Consider the following 16,493-nt stretch of genomic DNA (forward strand, 5'->3'; position numbering starts at 1 on the left):
CATTCCAGAACAGACCGGCAGCCTCAGGCTGCCAGCAATCCAGGCGGACCTGATCCATGTCCAAGCGTGATTATTACGAAGTGCTTGGTGTCGAGCGTGGCGCCGACACCAAGGACATCAAGAAGGCGTACCGACGCCTGGCCCAGAAGCATCACCCGGACCGCAACCCGGATGATGAAACTTCGGCCGAGAAGTTCCGTGAAGTCTCTGAGGCCTACGAAGTGCTGTCCGATGCTGACAAGCGCGCCGCCTATGACCAGTTCGGTCATGCCGGTGTCGATGGTCAGGGCGGCGGTGGCTTCGGTGGCGGCGGCTTTGGCGGTGGTGGTGCCGGCGGCTTCGGCGATGTGTTCGGCGATGTCTTCGGTGACATCTTCGGTGGCGGCGGTGGTCGTCGCAATCCGAACGCTCCGCAGCGCGGCAGCGACCTGCGTTACAACCTGGATCTCGATCTGGAATCGGCGGTTGCCGGCACCACGGTCGATATCCGCGTGCCGCGTCTGGCCGCCTGTGGCCACTGCGATGGCGATGGTGCCGAGCCGGGTTCCAGCAAGGAAACCTGCCCGACCTGCAATGGCATGGGCAAGGTGCGCATGCAGCAGGGCTTCTTCGCGGTCGAGCAGGCGTGTCCGACCTGCCACGGTCGTGGCGAGAAGATCAGCGTGCCGTGCCGCAAGTGTCACGGCGAAGGCCGCGTCCAGGAATCCAAGACCCTCTCGGTCAAGATTCCGCCGGGCGTCGACACCGGCGACCGCATCCGTCTGAACGGCGAAGGCGAGGGTGGTGTCAACGGCGGGCCGTCAGGTGATCTGTATGTGCAGGTCAACCTGCGCGAGCACGAGATCTTCAAGCGCGATGGTCGTCACCTGCAGTGTGAAGTGCCGATCAGCTTCGTCGATGCGGCGCTGGGCGGTGAGCTCAACGTGCCGACCCTCGATGGGCGTGTCGTGCTGAAGATTCCGGCCGAGACCCAGACCGGCAAGCTGTTCCGTCTGCGCGGCAAGGGCGTCAAGCCGGTGCGTGGCGGCCCCGCCGGGGACCTGCTGTGCAAGGTGGTCATCGAGACCCCGGTCAGCCTGAATGAAGAGCAGAAGGAGCTGCTGCGTCAGTTCCAGCAGAGCCTCGGTGATACCGGCAAGAGCCATTCACCGAAGGAGAACAGCTTCTTCGATGGCGTGAAGAAGTTCTTCGAAGACATGAAGCCCTAGGCATTCGCCTTGCCGTCTGCGGGCCAGCCCCGTGGATGGCCTTCATGCCAGAGAGCCCCGCACTCGACTTGTCGAGTGCGGGGCTCTCGCGTTTCAGGCTCGGTGGCTCAGCCAGGCAATTCAGCCAAGCAATTCAGTCCAGTAACGCAGCCCGGGGCATGGCTATTCCGGCACCGATTCAGCCGTGAAGGCCTCTGGCTCGATGACGGCAAAGCAGCTCAGCAGCGTGGTCTGGAAGCTGCTGAAGTTGTCATCCGAGATCATCAGGAAGCGATTGCCTTCCAGATGCGTCAGCCCTTCGAAGTTGTCCAGCGACCAGCCATCGCCGCTCGACAGGCGCGCAAGGGTGCGCACCTCGGCCTGGGTGCCGGGCTCACCGAGATGTGCGCGGCGCAGACTGATCACCAGCGGGAAGGGCGGCGAGAAGGCGCGCTCCAGCATCAGCATGTCACCGTCGGGCAGCATCTCCATCGCGGTCAGGCTCGAGCCGGTGTCGCTGGCCAGCGGGTAGCTCCACTCGTGCTTGTCGTCGAGGCTGAAGATGCGCGTCATGCCCTCGCTCATGCCTTCCGGCGTGGCTTCCAGTCCGGCGAGCATGCCGTATTCCGGGTGCAGGGTCAGGGCTTCCATGCCGTTGTTGGGCGCCGCACCGCGTGCGCCCATCGGGGTGAAGGGCTCGCTGACGGCCAGGCCGCTGGGCAGGAAGTGCTCGACGCGTGGCTGCTGCTCGAAGCTAATCACCAGGCGGGAATCGCCGCGGCGGTCATTGTTCGCGCGCAGCAGCTGCAGGCCCTCGGCATCACTGAGGGCGCCGCGCAGCGAGACATCGGTCTCGTCGCGCAGGGTGTAGGTATTGAGCGCCTTGGCCCCGACCAGCTCACCGTGACGGAAGGCGAGCCGCAGGCGATGCAGCCAGCCGCGGTCCGATACGGCATACAGCAGTGACTCGTCCTGGTCCCAGCCGATGTCCGACAGGCCCCCGACGGGGGTGTCATCCAGCCATTTGCCCGGCAGCCTGAGCGTGCCGCACCACTGGATTTCCGGGAACTCGCTCTTCTGTTCCGGCGATGCCAGCGTGTAGGGGCGCGGGTGAACGCCGCAGGCGCTCAACAGGCCGGCGAGCACCGTGGTGACAGCGAGGGTCTGGAGCATGCGCCAGCGGCGCGAGGTGGGGGATTGGCGTGCAGGCATGCTGACTCCGGAGACTGAGCGGTGATGAGAAAAATGACGATCAACAGGAGACAACCTGGTACGAGGCTACTCTAGCGCGTAACCGACACAAATACATGACGTCAGCCAACGCTGCAGGCGGCTGATATACTCGTGGCAACAGCATAGGTGGCACGCTCGGGGCTTGCTCGCGGGCTGTCACCCTCAAGACCCACAACAGGCAGGAGTCAGCATGACCCGTATCGCAATCATGGGCGTCGCCGGACGCATGGGACGCACGTTGGTCGAGGCCGTCGGTGCAGTGGAAGGTCTGACGCTGGCGGCGGGCATCGTCGAATCCGGCAGCTCCCTGGCGGGCGTCGACATCGGTGAGCTGGCCGGTCAGGGGCGTCTGGGTGTGGTCGCCAGCGACAGTCTGGCTGCCGTGGTGGATGACTTCGATGTGGTGATCGATTTCACCGCACCGCAGGTGACGCTGGCCAACCTGGCGCTGTGCGCCGAGCACGGCAAGCGCATGGTGATCGGCACGACCGGTTTCACGCCGGAGCAGCTCGAGCAGCTGGATGGCTACCGTGACAGCGTGCCCTTCGTGTTCGCGGCCAACATGAGCTCCGGCGTCAACCTGACTCTCAAGCTGCTGGAAACCGCCGCGCGTGCCCTGGGCGATGCCGGCTACGACATCGAGATCATCGAGGCGCACCACCGTCACAAGGTCGATGCCCCCTCCGGCACGGCGCTGGCGATGGGCGAAGCCGTGGCGCATTCCATCGGGCGTGATCTCGCCACCCATGGTGTCTTCGCGCGTGAAGGTCAGTGCGGCCCGCGTACCGACAAGGAAATCGGCTTCGCCACCGTGCGTGCCGGTGACATCGTCGGTGAGCACACCGTGATGTTCGCCACCGAAGGCGAGCGCATCGAGATCACCCACAAGGCGTCGAGCCGCATGACCTTCGCCAAGGGCGCGGCACGCGCGGCCGAATGGCTGTCAGGGCGCGAAGTCGGCCGCTATGACATGCAGGATGTGCTGGGGCTCAAGTGAGCGAAGTGGAGAGCAAGGTGGGGAGCGGAATGGAGAGCCAAGCGCTGAGATGACAGTCTGGCGACATTCAGGAGAATTTCTTGAAAGCTGTCTCGGTGGGCAGGATGCGGCGCACGCGTGAGCCATTCTGGCCGCCTTGCGCCGCTGGACTGCGTCGCTTTACAAGCGCTGTGCAGTGTCCCGGCTCGGCCAAGGGTTTCGTCAAGCTGACCGCGGCGACGAAACGACCGTATCGTGGGCCTTGTCGCCTGCTGGCGGGGCATGCGCGGGGTGGTCAGCACTCAAGGATTCCGGTAATCTCTACCCAATTTGGCCACGTTCTTGGCCGCCCTATTGGTTGCCGTTTTGGCAGCGCTCGGGCCAGCAGCATTCCGAAGAATGATAACAAGCGGGATGAAACCTGATTTTTCGGTTTCGTCCCGCTTTTTTGCAACCTGAATTTGCCGCTTCTGGCGCGCGTCTGTCCAGTGACAGGCATCTGGCAGAAGTCGGCAGCGGGACACAGGCTCGGCGAATGCCGAGCACGATAATCAAGCAGCATGTCCGGTGTTCGACCGCGGATTCCGGGCAGGAAAGTGGACACTATGGGGAGGACGTTGCGTTGATCAAACCCGCGATACTGGCCTTGGAAGACGGCAGTGTATTTCACGGCAGCGCCATCGGTGCTGATGGGCAGACCAGCGGCGAGGTAGTGTTCAACACTGCCATGACCGGCTACCAGGAAATCCTGACCGATCCCTCCTACACCCGACAGATCGTCACTCTGACGTATCCGCACATCGGCAATACCGGCATCAACGACGAGGACACCGAGTCCGACAGCGTCGCAGCCGCCGGCCTGGTCATCCGCGACCTCCCGCTGCTGGCCAGCAACTTCCGTTCCACTCGCTCCCTCGATCAGTACCTGCGCGACGAGAATGTCGTCGGCATCGCTGATATCGACACGCGTCGCCTGACGCGCATCCTGCGCGAGAAGGGCTCCCTGAACGGTGCCATCCTCGCCGGTGAAGATGCCCGGGGTGATGACGCCGTGGAACGCGCGCTGGAAGCGGCACGCGCCTTCCCGGGTCTGAAGGGCATGGACCTGGCCAAGGAAGCCTCCTGCAGCGAGCAGTTCGAGTGGCACGAAGGCGAATGGACACTGGGTGAAGGCTACGCCGATACCCGTGAGTCCGAACGTCCCTTCCACGTGGTCGCCTACGACTACGGCGTCAAGCACAACATCCTGCGCATGCTGGCCTCCCGCGGCTGCCGCCTGACCGTCGTGCCGGCGCAGACGCCTGCCGCCGAGGTGCTGGCGCTCAATCCGGATGGCGTCTTCCTGTCCAACGGCCCGGGCGACCCCGAGCCCTGCGACTACGCCATCACCGCGATTCGTAAAGTGCTCGAGACCGACACGCCGGTCTTCGGCATCTGCCTGGGTCACCAGCTGCTGGCACTGGCCTCCGGTGCGACTACGGTCAAGATGGGCCACGGTCACCATGGTGCCAACCACCCGGTGCAGGACCTCGACAGCGGTGTGGTGATGATCACCAGCCAGAACCATGGCTTCGCAGTGGATGAAGCGGGCATGCCGAGCAGCCTGCGCGCGACGCACAAGTCGCTGTTTGACGGTAGCCTGCAGGGCATCGAGCGCACCGACCGCCCGGCCTTCAGCTTCCAGGGTCACCCGGAAGCCAGTCCCGGCCCGCAGGACGTCGCCCCGCTGTTCGATCGTTTCATCGAGATGATGCGCGCGCGACGCTGAGCCGAGCGCAGGCCCGAGGGCCTGATCCATCGTTGAGTTCAGTCACCAGATCATTGCGGGAAGAGACATGCCGAAACGTACAGACCTAAACAGCATCCTGATCATCGGCGCCGGCCCCATCGTCATCGGCCAGGCGTGCGAGTTCGACTATTCCGGCGCACAGGCCTGCAAGGCCCTGCGTGAAGAGGGTTACCGGGTCATCCTGGTCAACTCCAACCCGGCAACCATCATGACCGACCCGGTGATGGCCGATGCGACCTACATCGAGCCGATCACCTGGGAAACCGTGGCGCGCATCATCGAGAAGGAGCGCCCGGACGCCATCCTGCCGACCATGGGCGGCCAGACCGCGCTGAACTGTGCGCTGGCGCTGGAGCGCGAAGGCGTGCTCGAGCAGTACGGTGTCGAGATGATCGGTGCCAACGCCGACACCATCGACAAGGCCGAAGACCGTGATCGCTTCGACAAGGCGATGAAGAAGATCGGTCTGGCGTGCCCGAAGGCCAAGGTCGCGCACTCCATGGAAGAAGCCTGGGAAATCCAGGCCGAGCTGGGCTTCCCGTCCATCATCCGTCCCAGCTTCACCATGGGCGGTTCCGGCGGCGGCGTGGCGTACAACCGTGAAGAATTCGAAGAGATCTGCCATCGCGGCTTCGAGCTGTCGCCGACCCGCGAGCTGTTGATCGACGAGTCGCTGCTGGGCTGGAAGGAATACGAGATGGAGGTCGTTCGTGACAAGAACGACAACTGCATCATCGTCTGTGCCATCGAGAACTTCGACCCGATGGGCGTGCACACCGGCGACTCCATCACCGTCGCCCCGGCCCAGACCCTGACCGACAAGGAATACCAGCTGATGCGTGATGCATCGCTGGCCGTTCTGCGTGAGATCGGCGTCGAGACCGGCGGCTCCAACGTCCAGTTCGGCATCTGCCCGGACACTGGCCGCATGGTCGTGATCGAGATGAACCCGCGCGTGTCGCGTTCCTCGGCGCTGGCTTCCAAGGCGACCGGCTTCCCGATCGCCAAGATCGCCGCCAAGCTGGCCGTCGGCTATACCCTGGACGAGCTGCAGAACGACATCACCGGTGGCAAGACGCCGGCGTCCTTCGAGCCGTCCATCGATTACGTCGTCACCAAGATTCCGCGCTTCACCTTCGAGAAATTCCCGCAGGCCAATGACCGCCTGACCACGCAGATGAAGTCGGTCGGCGAAGTCATGGCCATCGGCCGTACCTTCCAGGAATCCCTGCAGAAGGCGCTGCGTGGCATGGAGACCGGCGTTGACGGTCTCGACCCGATCGTCGAGAACTTCAGCGACGAGAACATGGCGCGTATCAAGGGCGAGCTGCAGGCCGCCGGTGCCGAGCGTATCTTCTACATCGCCGATGCCATGCGTGCCGGTCTCGATATCGAAGAGATCTTCCGCCTCACCAACATCGACCGCTGGTACCTGGTGCAGCTGGCCGACCTGATCGCTCAGGAAGGCGCAGTGGCCGCAAGCTCGCTGGGCGAGATGGACGCTGATCGTCTGTTCCGTCTCAAGCGCAAGGGTTTCAGCGATGCGCGCCTGGCGCGTCTGATGGGCGTGTCCGAGAAGGCCTTCCGCAAGCACCGTCAGAAGCAGGGCATCCGTCCGGTCTACAAGCGCGTCGACACCTGTGCCGCCGAATTCGCGTCCGACACCGCCTACATGTACTCCACCTATGAGGAAGAGTGCGAGGCGGAAGTCAGCGACAAGAAGAAGATCATGGTGCTGGGTGGCGGTCCGAACCGTATCGGTCAGGGCATCGAGTTCGACTACTGCTGTGTCCACGCCTCCCTCGCCATGCGCGCGGACGGCTACGAGACCATCATGGTCAACTGCAACCCGGAAACCGTGTCCACCGACTACGACACTTCCGATCGCCTCTACTTCGAACCGGTCACCCTGGAAGACGTGCTGGAGATCGCCGACAAGGAGCAGCCGGTCGGTGTCATCGTCCAGTTCGGCGGCCAGACGCCGCTGAAGCTGGCGCGTGAGCTCGAAGCCGCCGGTGTGCCGATCATCGGTACCACGCCGGACGCCATCGACCGCGCCGAAGACCGCGAGCGTTTCCAGCAGATGATCGAGAAGCTCGGTCTGATCCAGCCGGAAAACGCCACCGCGCGTAGCTTCGAGGAAGCCTTCGTCAAGGCCGAGGTCATCGGTTATCCGCTGGTGGTGCGCCCGAGCTACGTGCTGGGCGGCCGCGCGATGGAAATCGTCTACTCCGCCGCCGAGCTCGAGAACTACATGACCCACGCGGTCAAGGTCTCCAATGACTCGCCGGTGCTGCTGGACCACTTCCTGAACGCCGCCATCGAGGTCGACATCGACGCGGTGTCCGACGGCAAGCAGGTCGTGATCGGCGCCATCATGCAGCACATCGAGCAGGCCGGTATCCACTCCGGTGACTCCGCGTGCGCCCTGCCGCCGTACTCGCTGCCGGCAGACGTCCAGGAAGAGATGCGCGAGCAGGTCAAGCGCATGGCGCTGGAACTCAACGTCGTCGGCCTGATGAATGTGCAGCTGGCCTGGCAGGATGGCGTGATCTACGTCATCGAGGTCAACCCGCGCGCTTCACGTACCGTGCCGTTCGTCTCCAAGTGCATCGGCCAGTCGCTGGCGCAGATCGCCGCACGCTGCATGGCCGGCCAGACCCTGGAAGAGATTGGTTTCACCCAGGAAATCGTGCCGACCTTCTACAGTGTGAAGGAAGCGGTGCTGCCGTTCGCCAAGTTCCCGGGGGTCGACCCGATCCTGTCGCCGGAAATGAAGTCCACCGGCGAAGTGATGGGCTCCGGCGATACCTTCGCGGAAGCCTTCTACAAGGCGCAGCTGGGTGCCGGTGAAGCCATCCCGACCCTGACTGGCGATCGCAAGGCCTTCCTGTCCGTGCGTGAGTTCGACAAGGCGGGCGTTATCGAGGTGGCCCGCTCTCTGGTAACATTAGGCTTTACGCTTTGTGCTACCCGTGGCACGGCAGAGGTGATCGCCGCTGCCGGCCTCGAGGTTGAACCCGTCAACAAGGTGTTCGAAGGGCGGCCGCATATCGTCGACATGATCAAGAACGGCGAGATCGCCTATATCGTCAACACCACAGAGGGACGTCAGGCCATCAATGACTCGTCCGTGATCCGTCGCACGGCGCTGGCGCACAAGGTGCCCTACGCCACGACGCTGGCGGGTGCCAATGCCGTGTGCATGGCGCTTGCCTACGGCAACGACGTCAAGGTCCGTCGTCTCCAGGATATGCATGCAGGAGTCATGATATGAGTAGAAGTCCGATGACCGTCGAAGGCGAAGACCGCCTTCGCAAGGAGCTCGAGCACCTAAAGGGCACTGAGCGTCCCCGGGTCATCGCTGACATCGCGGAAGCCCGTGAGCACGGCGATCTCAAGGAGAATGCCGAGTACCACGCCGCGCGTGAACAGCAGGGTTTCATCGAGGGTCGTATCCAGGAGATCGAGTCCAAGCTCTCCATGTCCCAGGTGATCGACGTCACCAAGTTGCCGAAGACCGGCAAGGTGATCTTCGGCACCACGGTCGACCTGATGAACCTCGATGACGATAGCGAAGTGCGCTATCGCATCGTTGGCGAAGATGAAGCCAGCATCAAGGACGGCAAGATCTCCGTCACCTCTCCGATCGCGCGTGCGCTGATCGGCAAGGAAGAAGGGGATGTCGTGGTCGTGCGTACCCCGGGTGGCGATGTGGAGTATGAAATCTCCGAAGTGCATCACATCTGAAGTACGTTACATCTGAAGAGCATCGCCTCTGATTCGTCAGATCCTGATGTCGTGACAGCCCTGCCGGTAACCCCGGCAGGGCTGTTTTTTTTGGCCCGCGGGCACGAAATCCTTCAGGCAGGCGGCTCCCAGCGTCATCAGGTCGTGATTGTCAGCAACAGAAAACAGAAACGCCGCCCTCGATGAGGGCGGCGTTTCTGTCTGCGGCAGGCGTGGCGTGCGAGGTGAGCCTCGTCAGGCCTGGGCCCGGCGGCTTACTTCTCGCTGAAGCGCTGTACGTTCGACAGCTTCGGCTTGGCCTGCGGGTTGCGGCGATACAGCAGAGCGATCTTGCCGATGCTCTGGATCAGGGTCGCGCCGGTTTCGCTGCACAGGTGGCGAGCCACCTCGCCGCGCGCTTCGCGATCGTTGATCGCCAGCTTCAGCTTGATCAGTTCGTGATCGTGCAGTGCGCGCTCCAGTTCGGTCACGACGCCTTCGGAAAGGCCGTTTTCCGAGACGGTGACGATCGGGTCAAGATGGTGCCCGATGCTGCGAAATGCTTTCTTTTGTGACTGTGACAAGCTCATGGTATCGTAAAGTTTCCCTGTTGGCGTCCGATGGGAGCGGGGAGCGTAGCGAAAGACAGGGTCGACTCCAGGGCTTGAAATCCAGGGGTGTGAACCCGTCTGTTGCGCAGGCAATGTCTGTGCCCACGGGCGGAACCGCGCGCAGGACCCGCCATTCTACTCCATGACGACGCTCATGACACGACCCGTGCGCAAGCTTGCCACGCCTTTCGTGTCGTCGTTATCCCCCGCGCTATCTCCCGCCAGTATTCGATTTTCCCCGACATTCCAGGTGACAACGTGGCTCACCCCAGCAAGAGCAGTGCTGGCTGGATGAAGGAACACTTTGATGACGCCTATGTCCAGCGCAGCTGGGCCGACGGTTATCGTTCCCGTGCCAGCTACAAACTGATTGAAATCGATGACAAGGACCGCCTGCTCAAGCCGGGCGCCACCGTCATCGACCTCGGCGCAGCCCCCGGTGGCTGGAGCCAGATCGCCGCGGACCGCGTCGGCATGGAAGGCGTGGTCATCGCCTCCGACATTCTCGAGATGGACGCCCTGGCCGGTGTCGACTTCATTCAGGGCGACTTCACCGAAGAGGCCGTGCTGAACCAGATTCTGGCCACTCTGGGGGATCGCCCGGTGGACCTCGTGATCTCCGACATGGCGCCCAACATGAGCGGCATGAGCGCGATCGATCAGCCTGCCGGCATGTACCTGGTCGAGCTGGCGCTGGATCTGGCGCGCCAGACCCTCAAGCCGGGCGGCAATTTCCTGGTCAAGGTCTTCCAGGGTGAGGGCTTCGATGCCTATCTGAAGGACATGCGTGGCAGCTTCAAGAAGGTCGTGACCCGCAAGCCGGAAGCGTCGCGTGCACGCTCACGCGAAGTCTATCTGCTGGGGCAGGGCTTCAAGGGCTGATGGTCAGTGTCCTTGCATGCCGCTGCACGCGGCAGGCATCAGCTCGCGGTGGCGAGATTTCCACGTTGCTGGTCGCATGCTTCATCGCGGGTTAAGGCGAGCCATGCGATGCTCGTCCAGACTGGCGCCAATGTGTCCGGGCGAGTCGCGGCGCTGGCTGATGCAGGCTGTCTATCGGCGCAATAGTCCATTGTCGGGCTTTAAGCAATGGTTGCCAGCCCCCATCTGGTGTAGTGTCGATATCATTGGGTCTTGAGTACGATGGGCCAGTGACAGTTCGGTGGGTTTCAATGCCTTACCGATGCTGGCAGGCAAGTAGCACAATGCACGGCAAGCTTTGAGTGACTCGGTAGGCGAAGTGGCGCGTTGCGCTGACTTGATACCCCGCAGGCACGATCAGATAGCATGGCAGGCCACCACAAGACGGCAGTCGGAGTATTCACGGCATGCCAAGACAGATTCATGCAATGAGGGTGTCCCCTTGAACGACATGGCGAAGAACCTGATTCTCTGGTTGATCATCGCAGCAGTGCTGCTGACGGTGTTCAACAACTTCAGCGTCGATACCTCGCCGCAGGCGATGAACTATTCACAGTTCGTCCAGCAGGTGCAGAACGACCGGATCAAGAGTGTGACCATCGATGGTTACACCATTGAGGGTGAGCGGGCCGATGGCTCCAGCTTCACCACCATCCGGCCGGCGGCGTCCGATCCCAAGCTGATGGATGACCTGCTTGCCAACAAGGTGGAGGTCATCGGCAAGAAGCCTGAGCAGCAGTCGCTGTGGACACGCCTGTTGATTGCCAGCTTCCCGATTCTGATCATTCTGGCCATCTTCATGTTCTTCATGCGCCAGATGCAGGGTGGCGGCGCCGGCAAGGGTGGCCCGATGAGCTTCGGCAAGTCCAAGGCCAAGCTGCTGAGCCAGGACCAGATCAAGACCACCTTCAGCGACGTCGCAGGCTGTGACGAAGCTAAGGAAGAGGTCGAGGAGCTGGTCGACTTCCTCAAGGACCCCAGCAAGTTCCAGCGTCTTGGCGGTCAGATTCCGCGTGGCGTCCTGATGGTAGGCCCGCCGGGTACCGGTAAGACCCTGCTCGCCAAGGCGATCGCCGGTGAAGCCAAGGTGCCGTTCTTCAGCATCTCCGGTTCTGACTTCGTCGAGATGTTCGTCGGTGTCGGTGCCTCCCGTGTGCGTGACATGTTCGAGCAGGCCAAGAAGCAGGCGCCGTGCATCATCTTCATCGATGAGATCGACGCCGTCGGCCGTCACCGTGGTTCCGGCATGGGCGGTGGTCACGATGAGCGTGAGCAGACCCTGAACCAGCTGCTGGTCGAGATGGATGGCTTCGAGGCGAATGACGGCATCATCGTCATCGCCGCGACCAACCGTCCTGACGTGCTTGACCCCGCGCTGCTGCGTCCGGGCCGCTTCGACCGTCAGGTGACCGTCGCACTGCCGGACATCCGTGGTCGCGAACACATCCTCGGCGTTCACCTGCGCAAGGTGCCGATGGGCGATGACGTCGTACCGGTCAACATTGCACGTGGTACACCGGGCTTCTCCGGTGCGGACCTGGCCAACCTGGTCAATGAAGCCGCCCTGTTTGCCGCGCGTCGCAACAAGCGTCTGGTCGGCATGGAAGAGCTGGAGCTGGCCAAGGACAAGATCATGATGGGCGCCGAGCGCAAATCGATGGTCATGTCCGAGAAGGAGAAGCGCAACACGGCCTATCACGAGTCTGGCCACGCCATCATCGGCCTGGTGATGCCCGAGCATGACCCGGTCTACAAGGTGTCGATCATTCCGCGCGGTCGTGCGCTGGGTGTGACGATGTTCCTGCCGGAAGAGGATCGCTACAGCTACTCGCGTCAGCAGATCATCAGTCAGATCTGCTCGCTGTTCGGCGGTCGTATCGCCGAAGAGATGACGCTGGGCCCGAACGGTGTCACCACCGGCGCGTCCAACGACATCAAGCGTGCTACCGAGCTTGCCCACAACATGGTCGCCAAGTGGGGTCTCTCCAGCGAGATGGGCCCGATCATGTACGACGAGGACGAGTCCCATCAGTTCCTCGGTGGCCCGGGTCAGGGTGGCGGCAAGCTGAAGTCTGGCGACACCACCTCGCGTCTCGACAAGGAAGTGCGTCGTATCATCGACGAGTGCTACGCCAAGGCGCAGCAGATCCTGGAAGAGAATCGCGACAAGCTGGATGCGATGACCGAAGCGCTGATGACCTACGAGACCATCGATGCCGAGCAGCTGGCGGACATCATGGCGGGTCGTGCTCCGCGTCCGCCGAAGGACTGGGGTGGCCCGGCGAGCGGCGGTGACGGTGGCCTGGTGGCCCCGGTTGCCGACACTCCGAAGGCGGAAGCGCCGGAAACCCCCAAGGCGGATGATGACGCTGATGGCAGTGAAGATGACGACAGCAACCGCCGTCGCCCGTCTGATCCGCTGGGTGGTCCGAGCGGTCATTGATGTACGCCTGATGCAGGCCTGATCTAGGCCTGATGTAGGCATAAGGGGCGCCCGATATCGCATGCGATGTCTGAGCCTCTGAAAGGAAAAACGCCCGACTGGCTTGCCAGTCGGGCGTTTGCTTGTCTGCAGCAATGACGCTGGTGAAGTTAAGGTGCTGCTGATGAGTGGCCTACGCCGTGGCGTGACGGCGTCGACTCATGTCTCTGCACGGGCATTGTCAGCGCCATGATGAGCGTGGGGTGAAAGGTCTGAGCCAATGGCGTTGCCATCTGCTGACGCCCCGTGTGGTGGCCATTCCACGCCTTGCGCACCATGGGCTGGCTCTTTAAAGTGGTGCCCAATCATTTCTGACCGGGCTGCGAAGCCACCTTCGTGCCCCTCTCGCCTGCATGGAATGCCATGACGAATTCTGCCTTGAGTGCGCCTCTCGAGCCTCGAGTGGGCCATCTGATGTCATTGGAGTGCGCTGGACGCCTTCTCGATCTTTCGCGTCCGCGGGTGATGGGGGTTCTCAACGTGACGCCGGACTCCTTCTCGGATGGCGGCCGCAGCGCGACCCTGGACGCCGCACTGCGCAATGCCGAGCAGATGCTGGCCGATGGTGCCGCGCTGATCGATGTCGGCGGTGAGTCGACGCGACCCGGGGCGACGCCGGTCAGCACCGAGGAAGAGCTTGAGCGGGTCTGCCCGGTGGTGGAGCGGCTGGTGAGCGAGCTGGGCGCCCTGGTGAGCATCGATACCAGCAACCCGCAAGTCATGCGCGAAACCGCACGGCTGGGGGCCGGCATGATCAATGACGTGCGTGCGCTGAATCGAGACGGCGCGCTCGAGGCTGCCGCTGACAGCGGGCTGCCCGTCTGTCTGATGCACATGCGCGGCGAGCCGGACACCATGCAGCAGGATACGCATTATGCTCAGTCCATCGAGCAGGAAGTCCGGACGTTCCTGGCGGCGCGTATCGCGGCCTGTGAGGCGGCGGGCATCGCGCGTGAGCGACTGCTGCTGGACCCCGGCTTCGGCTTCGGCAAGTCGCTGCAAGACAATCTGCGCCTCTATCACCGCATGGCGCAGTTGCATGAATTCAACCTCCCGCTGCTGATCGGCACGTCACGCAAGAGCATGATCGGCAATGCCCTCGGGCGCGCGGTAGAGGATCGCTTGGCTGGTAACCTGGCACTGACGGCATTGGCCGTTCGTGACGGGGCCAGGCTGTTTCGCGTTCACGACGTGGCCCCGACTGTCGACGCTGTCGACATGGCATGGGCCGTGCTACAGGAAGGCACGATACGATGAGTCGACGTTATTTTGGTACGGATGGTATACGCGGCACGGTCGGGGAATTCCCCATCACGCCAGACTTCATGCTCAAGCTGGGCTGGGCGGCAGGGCGCGTATTTGCCCGCCACGGCCGCGGCAAGGTATTGATCGGCAAGGACACGCGCATCTCGGGCTACATGTTCGAATCCGCGCTCGAGTCCGGCCTCTCGGCAGCGGGCGTCGATGTGTCCCTGCTCGGCCCGATGCCGACGCCGGGGATCGCCTATCTGACGCGCACCTTCCGCGCCGATGCCGGCATCGTCATCTCGGCCTCCCACAACGCCTATCCGGACAACGGCATCAAGTTCTTCTCCGCTGCCGGCACCAAGCTGGATGATGCGCTGGAAGCCGAGATCGAAGCCGAGCTGGACCGCGACATCGTGATCGTCGGCCCGGACAGTCTGGGCAAGGCGTCACGCATCCAGGATGCGGCCGGCCGCTATATCGAATTCTGCAAGTCCACGCTGCCGGGGCGTCTGGGCCTGCATGGCATGAAGGTGGTGCTGGATTGCGCGCATGGCGCGACCTATCACATCGCGCCGAACGTCTTCCGCGAGCTGGGTGCCAAGGTCAGCGTCATCGGCGGTGAGCCGGATGGCCTCAACATCAATCAGGGCGTCGGCTCCACGCACCCGCAGGCGCTGCGCGCGGCCGTCATCGAGCAGGGCGCCGATCTGGGCGTGGCCTTCGATGGGGATGGTGACCGCCTGATCCTGGTGGATGCCGATGGCCGTGTCATCGATGGCGACGACATCCTCTACATGATCGCGCGTGACCGTCACGAGCGCGGCGTGCTGGGCGGCGGTGTCGTCGGCACCCTGATGTCCAACTTCGGCCTGGCGGCTGCGCTGGAAGGCCTGGGAATTCCCTTCGAGCGTGCCAAGGTCGGTGACCGCTACGTCATCGAGCGTCTGGAAGCCAATGGCTGGCAGCTGGGTGGCGAATCCTCCGGCCACATCGTCTGCAGCCATATCCAGAGCACTGGAGATGGCATCGTCTCGGCGCTGCAGGTGCTGGCGATCATGGCGCGTGAAGAGTGCTCGCTCAGTGAATTGCTGGTCGGCTTCGAAAAGGCCCCGCAGGCGCTGATCAATGTGCGTCTGGCGCCGGGTTGCGACAACAAGGCGCTGATGGCGGCGGACGCCGTGCAGGCCGCAGTGGTCGAAGTGGAACAGACGCTGGGCAACGAAGGGCGCGTGCTGCTGCGCCCCAGCGGCACGGAACCGCTGATTCGCGTCATGGTCGAAGGGCGTCCGCACTTCGATGTCGATGCGCTGGCGGGTCAGATCGCCGCGACGGTCGAATCCAGCATGTCGGCGTGATGCGCTGACAAGGCAGCTCACCGGGGCGACGGTTCACGTCGCTGAGCGGTCGGGTTGCACAGCACGACAACAGGCGCCGAGTGCGCCTGTTGTCGTTTCTGGCAGTTGCCCCGAGCCTGATCGTGCCGGATCACGGGGCTTGACAGGGGTCGCGAAGGTTGTCAGTCAAGGGCGGCTCCATTACCATCCTCGCACTGCTCACAAGGGAGAAGCACATGCGTACACCGCTGATTGCCGGAAACTGGAAGATGAATGGTGATCTTGCCCTGGTCGATGAGTTTGCCCGGGGCCTGCAGGCGGCTGAGCTGCCGCAGGGCATTCAGGTGGCGCTGGCAGTGCCTTTCCCTTATCTGAGCGCCGCTCGCGCGAGCATGCCTGTGAGCGTGGCGCTGGCGGGGCAGACGCTGAACCCGGCGAGCGAGGGTGCCTTTACCGGCGAAGTGGCGGGTCAGATGCTCAAGGATGTCGGTGCCGCGATGGTGCTGGTCGGTCACTCGGAGCGTCGAAGCCTGTATGCTGAAGACGATGCGGCGGTACTGGCGCGTGTCGAGGCGGCGCTTGCCGCTGGCCTCACGCCGGTGCTGTGCGTCGGTGAGACGCTCGAGGAGCGTGAAGCCGGTGACACGGAGCGTGTCGTGCTGGGACAGCTGGAGGCGGTGTTCTCCGCGCTCTCCGCTGATGCGCGCACACGTCTGGTCGTCGCCTATGAGCCCGTCTGGTCCATCGGTACCGGGCGCACCGCCTCGCCCCAGCAGACGCAGGAGGTCCATGCGGCCATTCGCGCGCGCTTGGCCGAGTGGTCTGCCTCGCTCGCCGAGGCAATGCAATTGTTGTACGGCGGCAGCATGAAAGCTGCCAATGCCGCCGAGCTGCTTGCGCAGCCGGATATCGACGGCGGTCTCGTGGGCGGTGCCTCGCTCCAGATCGACGAATTCCTAGCCATTTGCCAGTCTGCAGGTTGA

12 protein-coding genes are annotated in these 16,493 nt (G+C 63.2%); 10 read left to right on the top strand and 2 right to left on the bottom strand.

What is annotated here, in order from left to right:
• Nucleotides 1-56 precede the first annotated feature (56 nt).
• Nucleotides 57-1,208, top strand: coding sequence for a molecular chaperone DnaJ (dnaJ, locus tag R1T44_RS02275; protein WP_043333362.1), 1,152 nt, complete (start codon nucleotides 57-59; stop codon nucleotides 1,206-1,208).
• Nucleotides 1,209-1,370: 162 nt separating this feature from the next.
• Here dnaJ and R1T44_RS02280 read toward each other — a convergent pair whose 3' ends face one another.
• Nucleotides 1,371-2,399, bottom strand: coding sequence for an esterase-like activity of phytase family protein (locus tag R1T44_RS02280; RefSeq protein ID WP_317292492.1), 1,029 nt, complete (start codon nucleotides 2,397-2,399; stop codon nucleotides 1,371-1,373).
• A 211-nt stretch (nucleotides 2,400-2,610) separates the two neighbouring features.
• Between R1T44_RS02280 and dapB the strand changes: the two genes are divergently transcribed.
• The 4 genes from dapB to greA all read left to right on the top strand — a co-directional run bounded on the left by dapB (nucleotide 2,611) and on the right by greA (nucleotide 8,935).
• Nucleotides 2,611-3,417 carry a 4-hydroxy-tetrahydrodipicolinate reductase gene (gene dapB, locus R1T44_RS02285; protein ID WP_043333367.1) on the top strand — a complete coding sequence of 269 codons (807 nt, stop codon included), beginning with the start codon at nucleotides 2,611-2,613 and terminating at the stop codon, nucleotides 3,415-3,417.
• A 601-nt stretch (nucleotides 3,418-4,018) separates the two neighbouring features.
• Nucleotides 4,019-5,164: a glutamine-hydrolyzing carbamoyl-phosphate synthase small subunit gene (gene carA, locus R1T44_RS02290; protein WP_317292493.1), complete on the top strand. Its 1,146-nt coding sequence runs from the start codon at nucleotides 4,019-4,021 to the stop codon at nucleotides 5,162-5,164.
• A 67-nt stretch (nucleotides 5,165-5,231) separates the two neighbouring features.
• Nucleotides 5,232-8,462 carry a carbamoyl-phosphate synthase large subunit gene (gene carB / locus R1T44_RS02295; protein ID WP_107335696.1) on the top strand — a complete coding sequence of 1,077 codons (3,231 nt, stop codon included), beginning with the start codon at nucleotides 5,232-5,234 and terminating at the stop codon, nucleotides 8,460-8,462.
• Nucleotides 8,459-8,935, top strand: coding sequence for a transcription elongation factor GreA (gene greA, locus R1T44_RS02300; protein WP_043333374.1), 477 nt, complete (start codon nucleotides 8,459-8,461; stop codon nucleotides 8,933-8,935). Before carB ends, greA begins: the two co-directional genes overlap by 4 nt.
• A 254-nt stretch (nucleotides 8,936-9,189) precedes the next feature.
• On the opposite strand, the gene yhbY is transcribed toward greA, so the two are convergent.
• A complete protein-coding gene (gene yhbY, locus R1T44_RS02305) occupies nucleotides 9,190-9,504 on the bottom strand; it encodes a ribosome assembly RNA-binding protein YhbY (protein WP_043333380.1) in 315 nt (104 codons plus the stop codon).
• A gap of 279 nt (nucleotides 9,505-9,783) precedes the next feature.
• On the opposite strand from yhbY, the gene rlmE reads away from it, so the two are divergent.
• The 5 genes from rlmE (at nucleotide 9,784) to tpiA (ending at nucleotide 16,493) form a co-directional block, all read left to right on the top strand.
• Nucleotides 9,784-10,407 carry a 23S rRNA (uridine(2552)-2'-O)-methyltransferase RlmE gene (gene rlmE, locus R1T44_RS02310; protein ID WP_225347478.1) on the top strand — a complete coding sequence of 208 codons (624 nt, stop codon included), beginning with the start codon at nucleotides 9,784-9,786 and terminating at the stop codon, nucleotides 10,405-10,407.
• A 481-nt stretch (nucleotides 10,408-10,888) separates the two neighbouring features.
• Nucleotides 10,889-12,889: an ATP-dependent zinc metalloprotease FtsH gene (ftsH, locus tag R1T44_RS02315; protein ID WP_317292494.1), complete on the top strand. Its 2,001-nt coding sequence runs from the start codon at nucleotides 10,889-10,891 to the stop codon at nucleotides 12,887-12,889.
• Between the two features lie 453 nt (nucleotides 12,890-13,342).
• Nucleotides 13,343-14,185, top strand: a complete 843-nt coding sequence (gene folP / locus R1T44_RS02320; RefSeq protein ID WP_317292908.1) for a dihydropteroate synthase — start codon at nucleotides 13,343-13,345, stop codon at nucleotides 14,183-14,185.
• Nucleotides 14,182-15,531: a phosphoglucosamine mutase gene (gene glmM / locus R1T44_RS02325; RefSeq protein WP_043333386.1), complete on the top strand. Its 1,350-nt coding sequence runs from the start codon at nucleotides 14,182-14,184 to the stop codon at nucleotides 15,529-15,531. The genes folP and glmM overlap by 4 nt, the downstream gene beginning before the upstream one ends.
• 215 nt (nucleotides 15,532-15,746) lie before the next feature.
• Nucleotides 15,747-16,493 (top strand): triose-phosphate isomerase, encoded by a 747-nt coding sequence (gene tpiA, locus R1T44_RS02330; RefSeq protein WP_317292495.1) that lies wholly within the window; start codon nucleotides 15,747-15,749, stop codon nucleotides 16,491-16,493.

This window comes from Cobetia amphilecti (genome assembly GCF_032923285.1).
GTDB lineage: Bacteria > Pseudomonadota > Gammaproteobacteria > Pseudomonadales > Halomonadaceae > Cobetia > Cobetia amphilecti.

Bases quoted from the DNA above. Each gene is read 5' to 3' on its own strand.
- yhbY (WP_043333380.1), bottom strand. From the start codon at position 9,504: ATGAGCTTGTCACAGTCACAAAAGAAAGCATTTCGCAGCATCGGGCAC.
- dnaJ (WP_043333362.1), top strand. From the start codon at position 57: ATGTCCAAGCGTGATTATTACGAAGTGCTTGGTGTCGAGCGTGGCGCC.
- carB (WP_107335696.1), top strand. From the start codon at position 5,232: ATGCCGAAACGTACAGACCTAAACAGCATCCTGATCATCGGCGCCGGC.
- dapB (WP_043333367.1), top strand. From the start codon at position 2,611: ATGACCCGTATCGCAATCATGGGCGTCGCCGGACGCATGGGACGCACG.
- tpiA (WP_317292495.1), top strand. From the start codon at position 15,747: ATGCGTACACCGCTGATTGCCGGAAACTGGAAGATGAATGGTGATCTT.
- folP (WP_317292908.1), top strand. From the start codon at position 13,343: ATGTCATTGGAGTGCGCTGGACGCCTTCTCGATCTTTCGCGTCCGCGG.
- glmM (WP_043333386.1), top strand. From the start codon at position 14,182: ATGAGTCGACGTTATTTTGGTACGGATGGTATACGCGGCACGGTCGGG.
- R1T44_RS02280 (WP_317292492.1), bottom strand. From the start codon at position 2,399: ATGCCTGCACGCCAATCCCCCACCTCGCGCCGCTGGCGCATGCTCCAG.
- greA (WP_043333374.1), top strand. From the start codon at position 8,459: ATGAGTAGAAGTCCGATGACCGTCGAAGGCGAAGACCGCCTTCGCAAG.